Annotated in this window: 5 protein-coding genes and 1 pseudogene; 2 read left to right on the forward strand and 4 right to left on the reverse strand. The window is 75.3% G+C overall.

Features of this window, described 5'->3' with window-relative positions; genetic code table 11:
* On the reverse strand, positions 1–720 hold a 720-nt coding region (locus DKT69_RS02060), incomplete at its 3' end, for a TetR/AcrR family transcriptional regulator (RefSeq protein ID WP_109799908.1).
* Between the two features lie 94 nt (positions 721–814).
* Between DKT69_RS02060 and DKT69_RS02065 the strand changes: the two genes are divergently transcribed.
* The gene (locus DKT69_RS02065) at positions 815–2,011 is read left to right on the forward strand and encodes an FAD-dependent monooxygenase (RefSeq protein WP_109799909.1); all 1,197 of its coding nucleotides are present in this window, start codon (positions 815–817) and stop codon (positions 2,009–2,011) included.
* Here DKT69_RS02065 and DKT69_RS02070 read toward each other — a convergent pair.
* Genes DKT69_RS02070 through DKT69_RS02080 form a run of 3 tightly spaced genes read right to left on the reverse strand, consistent with a single transcriptional unit; the run spans position 1,993 to position 4,749 of the window.
* Positions 1,993–2,805, reverse strand: a complete 813-nt coding sequence (locus DKT69_RS02070; RefSeq protein WP_146230965.1) for an FAD:protein FMN transferase — start codon at positions 2,803–2,805, stop codon at positions 1,993–1,995. The genes DKT69_RS02065 and DKT69_RS02070 overlap by 19 nt on opposite strands.
* Before the next feature lie 14 nt (positions 2,806–2,819).
* The gene (locus DKT69_RS39390) at positions 2,820–3,053 is read right to left on the reverse strand and encodes an FMN-binding protein (RefSeq protein ID WP_236647284.1); all 234 of its coding nucleotides are present in this window, start codon (positions 3,051–3,053) and stop codon (positions 2,820–2,822) included.
* Positions 3,013–4,749: a ferredoxin reductase family protein gene (locus tag DKT69_RS02080; RefSeq protein ID WP_368666212.1), complete on the reverse strand. Its 1,737-nt coding sequence runs from the start codon at positions 4,747–4,749 to the stop codon at positions 3,013–3,015. Before DKT69_RS02080 ends, DKT69_RS39390 begins: the two co-directional genes overlap by 41 nt.
* A gap of 512 nt (positions 4,750–5,261) precedes the next feature.
* Here DKT69_RS02080 and DKT69_RS02085 point away from each other — a divergent pair.
* Positions 5,262–5,436: pseudogene (locus DKT69_RS02085) on the forward strand (SAV_6107 family HEPN domain-containing protein); the annotation flags it as partial.

Genomic DNA, 5,436 nt, shown 5'->3' on the forward strand with positions numbered 1-5,436 from the left:
GGTTTCGATCAGGAGGTCGACGCCGTCGAGGATGCGGGCCAGGCCGAAGTCGAGGGCCTGGTCCTGGGCGGCGTGCGCGGCCGCCGACTCCACCGCGGCGACCAGCGCCGGGAAGCGCTCCTCCCGGCCGCGGAGCAGGTCCGCCAGGCCGGATTCCAGCGCCTGCTCCGGCGTGCCGGTGTCCATCGCCGAGACCTGCTGGGCCAGGTTGCGGGCGTGCCCGAGCAGGAGCACCGCGACGTCCAGCATCTCGCCGCCGTTCAGCCCGGTGCCGGTGAGGGCGGCGAGGGCCCGCTCCAGCCAGCCGAGCTCGTTCGGGCCCATGACGCGCGCGCCGACGGTGGCCGTCAGGGCCCAGGGATGCCGCCGAAAGCGGTCGAACAGCTGCCGGGCCCAGTCGTCGAGCTGGTCGCGCCAGCCGGCGCCCGCCGGTGCCGCGGGGGGTTCGCCCACCGCCGTCTCGATCATGAGGGCGACCAGTTCGGCCTTGCCGGGGACGTACCGGTACAGCGCCATCTTGGTCACGTCCAGCGACTCGGCGACCCGCTGCATGGTCAGGCCGTCGAGCCCGTCGGCGTCGGCGATGGCGATGCCGGCCCGGGCGATCGCCGTCAGGGTCAGCGTGGGCCGGGGCCCACGTCGCGGCGGGCTCGGCGTCCCCCACAGCAACTCGTAGAGCTTCCGCTTGTCCGCCGCGCCACCGGCACCCGCCCGGTCCATGGGTCTCCCTCGATCGGTCTTGTCCGGAACCGAAACTGTGTCTACGATACTCTGTATCCGACGGACACAGTTTAGCTTGTTACGGGGGAAGCCGATGTCTCACACCCTTCCGCTGCGCGGCCGGCGCGTCCTGGTCTCCGGGGCCGGGGTCGCCGGGCCGGCGCTGGCCTGGTGGCTGGCCCGCTACGGCGCCGAGGTCACCGTGGTCGAGCTGGCCACGGCGCTACGCACCAGCGGCTTCGCGGTCGATTTCCGCGGCCCCACCCACCTCGGCGTGCTGGCCGCCATGGGGGTGCTCGACGAGCTGCGCGCCGGGCAGACCCACGCCGGGGCGATCAGCTGCGTGGACGAGCACGACCGGGAGATCTTCCGGCTGCCGGCCGAGTTCGCCGGGGGCGACCTGGAGGTCTACCGCCGGGACCTCTCCCGGATCCTGTACGAGCACGGCGCCGACCGGGTGGAGTACCTGTTCGGGGACGTGATCACCGGCCTCGTCGAGACCGCCGACGGGGTACGCGTCGACTTCGCCCGCGCCGCGTCGCGCACCGTCGACCTGGTGGTCGGCGCGGACGGACTGCACTCGGGCGTACGGCGGCTCGTCCTCGGCCCCGAGTCGGCGTACGTCCGGCACCTCGGCTACCACCTGGCCGGCTGGGACCTGCCCAACGAGCTGGGGGTGGACACCGTCTCCCGGCAGTACAACGTCCCCGGGCGGATGGCCGGCGTCGCCGCCGACCAGCGCGACCCGGACCGGGCCGGCGCCCTCGTCGTCTTCGCCGCACCCCGGCTCGACTTCGACTGGCGCGACCTCGACCAGCAGAAGAAGCTCGTCGCGGACGCCTTCGCCGGGCTGGGTTGGCACGTGCCGCACCTGCTGGCCCACCTGCGGGACGCGCCGGAGCTGTACTTCGACTCGATCAGCCGGGTGAGCGTGCCCCGCTGGCTCACCGGCCGGACGGTGCTGCTCGGCGACGCGGCCTGGGGCGTGACGCTCGGCGGGATGGGCGTCGGCACCGGCGTGGTCGGCGCGTACGTGCTGGCCGGCGAGCTGGCCCTGGCCGGCGGCGACCACCGGGTCGCCTTCCCCGCGTACGAGAGCCGGCTGCGCGGCTACGCGATGCGCTGGCAGCGGGGCGCCAGCCCGGGCCGGTTCCTCGCCCCCGCCACCGGGTGGGGGCTGGGGCTGCGCAACCGGCTGCTGGCCACCGGGCCGGTCCAGTCGATGCTCCTCCGCGGCACCGGTTCGCTGGCCACCGATCTCGACCTGCCCGACTATCCGGCGCGGGTCTGAGCCGCCGGTCGGGTTCCGGGCCAGTTCGGGGTGGCCCGGAGCCGACCGGCGGCGTCCACCAGCAGGCCGGCGTACCCGTCGAGGGTGGCCAGCCAGTCGAGCGCGTCCGCGCCGCGGGCGACGGCCGCGGTCGCGTACACGTCGGCCCAGAGCAGGTCGGGCCCGACCACGGTGACCGACCGGACCGCCTCCGCGGGCCGGCCGGCGTGCGGGTCCACGATGTGCGCGCCGCGCCGCGAGGTCCCCGACGTGGCGACCGCGCCGCGCTCCCGCTCCAGCACGTCGAGCAGCCGCTCGGGACGCCCGGGGTTCTCCACCCCGACCCGCCAGGCGGGCCGGCCCGGCGCGGTCCACAGCAGCACGTCCCCGCCGGCGTTGAGGCAGAGGTCGTGGTCGGGCAGGTCGGCCAGCCACCGCGCGGCCCGCTCCACCGCCCAGCCCTTGACCAGGCCGGACGGGTCGAAGCCGGTGCCGCCGGTGGGCAGCGGCAGGCGGTCGGCGTCGAACCACCCGTCGGTCCGCAGCCGGGCCAGCTCGCAGAGCTCCACCACCTCGCGCACGAGCGGCTCGGCGGTGGCCGGGTCGGGCCGCCGGCCGCCGAGCCGGCCCAGCACGCTCTCCGGTCGGTACGTGCTGAACACCGCGTCGATCTCCCGCAGCTCGGCGAAGACCCGCTCCACCCGCTCCGCCACCGGGTCCGTGCGCACCCGCGGTCCGCGCAGGTGCACGCTGACCGGTAGTCCCATCACCTGCACCACCCAGGCCCGCCGGTCCAGCTCCGCCGTCAGGTTCATGGTCGCCACCCCGCTCACTTCAGGTGCGCCGCGTCGATGGCGGACTGGAGGGATTCGCGGTAGCCGTCGCTGGTGACGGTGGCGCCGGAGACGGTGTCGATCTGCGCGCTCTGCGCGGCGAGGGCCTGCTGCCGCAGGATTGGCACCGCGTAGTCGTTGATCTCCTGGTCCCGGCGGTTGCCGTCCGGCACCTGCAGGGCGGTGACGTCAGTGATCTTCCCGCCGGAGACGGTGATCCGGACCTGCACCGGCCCCCACCGGGTCCGCGCCACCGAGCCGGTGGCCTTCCCGTTGGCCGAGGAGCCGTTGGCCGAGGAGCCGCTCGACGAGTCCGAGCCGCCCGAGTCCGAGCCGCCCGAGTCCGAGTCGCCCGAGTCGTCGGTCGCGGTCCAGGAGCCCGCGGCCGAGCCGTCGGAGCCGGCGGCGGTCGCGCTGCTCCCGCCGCCGGGGCCCATCGTGCTGGTCCGGTAGCTGAACAGCAGCACCAGGGCGGCCACGGTGGAGAGCAGCCAGACGGTGATCCGTCGCATCGATCCTCCTTTCGCGCCCGTCACCAGGCGAAGCGTTCGTGATGGGTGTGCGCGTCGGGCACCCCCGCCGCCCGGGTCGCGGCGCGGGCCGCCTCGACCCAGCCGTTCGGGCCGCAGAGGAAGACGTCGTGACCGGCGATGCCGGGGGAGAGCCGGCGCAGGGCCGCCGCGTCGGGCCCTCGGCGTAGGCGGGCAGCCACGCGGGCCGCCGGGCCCGCGGGCCGACCAGCAGGTGCACCACCACCCCGCGCTCCGCCGCGAGCCGGTCCAGCTCCGCGCGGAAGGCCAGCTCCTCACCGGTACGCGCACGGTAGAGCAGTACCGCCTCGCCCGGGGCGTACGGCAGCTCCCAGAGCAGCGCCAGCAGCGGGGTGATCCCGACACCGCAGGCGAGCATGGTGACCCCGCCGCCGCGCCAGTGCTCCCCGGTCAGCCGCCCGTACGGCCCCTCCAGCAGCACCCGGGTGCCGGGGCGCAGGGTGGCCACCCGGGCGGTGTCGTCCCCGAGGTCCTTGACCGTGATCCGCATCAGGTCACCGGACGGGGGCGCCGACAGCGAGTACGGGTGCGCCCGGGACCAGCCGGGGCCGTCCAGGAACCGCCAGAGGAAGAACTGCCCGGCCCGGGCGGGCAGCCGGTGCAGGTCGCGCCCGCGCAGCCAGACCGAGGTGACGCCGGGAGCCTCGGGGACCACCGCGGCCACCTCGACCCGGTGCCGCAGCGTGCGCCAGGCCGGCAGGCCGAGCCGGAAGACCAGCACGCTGGCCAGCGCCAGCAGGTAGACCGTCCACCAGTAGGCGCGGGCGGCCGCCGAGTCGACGAACTCCGCCCCGGTCCAGAGCTGGTGCGGCAGCGCCAGGGCGATGCCGAGGTACGCGTACAGGTGCAGCAGGTGCCAGGACTCGTAGCGCAGCCGGCGCCGGGCGGCGCGGACCGAGGTCACCACCACCAGCACCAGCAGGGCCAGCGCCGCGGTGGCCAGCAGCATCCCCGGGTACGTCGTGACCAGCTCCCAGGTCTCGACCAGCACGTTGCGCCGGGCGGTCCCGGCGTACCCGAGGGTGGTCAGCACCACGTGGGCGAGGAGCAGGTGGAACGAGGTGAAGCCGGCGAGCCGGTGCCAGCGGGCGATCCGGTCCTGACCGAAGCGCCGCTCGATCAGCGGCACCCGGGCCATCAGCACCACCTGGATGAGCATCAGGTCGGCGCTGAGCAGGCCGGTGAGCCGGCCGAGCGAGGTGAGGCCGGCGGCGAGGCCGCCGAACAGCTCCTGCAGCCCCCGGTCCGCGGTCCAGAGCGCGGTGACGACCAGCAGGCTGAGCACGGCCGCGCTGCCCGCGACGTCGGCCCACCAGCCGGGGACCGCCGGGAGGGCGCGACGCGTGGCTCGCCGCTCGGCGACGGCGGCGGTCACCGGACGGTCGGTTCGGTACGGCTGGCGATGTTCATGGGGTCAACCCTGCGATGACCACCTCCGTACCGCCTTTGCCGTTGCTGTGCGCGGCCTGAGAATCCGACCCGGCCCCGGCGAGCCTCGGCGCGTCACACGTTGCATTTTCGTCGGAGGGGGGGTGTACTGTCAGGGCAGTTAGAACGAGTGTTCGATTCGGTCGTACGCCCGTTCCAACGTCCGGGAGAGGTGTTTCGCGGCGCCGGATCCCGGGAGGTGCGGTTCCGCGGACCGCACCGGGTTCCGGGCAGTCGCGAGTCCGGTCCCGTCAGGCAGGATCGTCGCCCGCCGCCCACGACCCCCGGGCGGCGGGCGACGGACCCGCCGGTACGCCGGCCGGGTGTGGTGTGGGGAAGCTCCACACCCGGCCGGCCCCCCACGGTGCGTCTTCCTCCGCACCACCCGCTCCGGGCGCCCGCTCGGCGGATCCGATCCGTCACGCGACGCGCCCGCCCCGGCCACGCGGAGGAGACACCATGCCGACCAGTCCGGCTCAGGCACCGACGGTGCCGGCGCACGTGCTGCCGCACCGCACCCCGGCCCAGCTGCTCGCGGTGGCCCGCCACGGGCTGACCGAGGCCGCCCGGACCCGTCCCGACGGCCTCCGGTACGCCGCCGCCCACCTCTCGGCGCGGCGCGCCGCCGGGGGTG

Origin of the sequence: Micromonospora sicca (assembly GCF_003172935.1) — a bacterium.
Lineage (GTDB): Bacteria > Actinomycetota > Actinomycetes > Mycobacteriales > Micromonosporaceae > Micromonospora > Micromonospora sicca.

What these genes read in the sequence shown, in the direction of transcription:
- DKT69_RS02070 (WP_146230965.1), bottom strand. Translation starts at nt 2,805, where the DNA reads ATGAACCTGACGGCGGAGCTGGACCGGCGGGCCTGGGTGGTGCAGGTG.
- DKT69_RS02065 (WP_109799909.1), top strand. Translation starts at nt 815, where the DNA reads ATGTCTCACACCCTTCCGCTGCGCGGCCGGCGCGTCCTGGTCTCCGGG.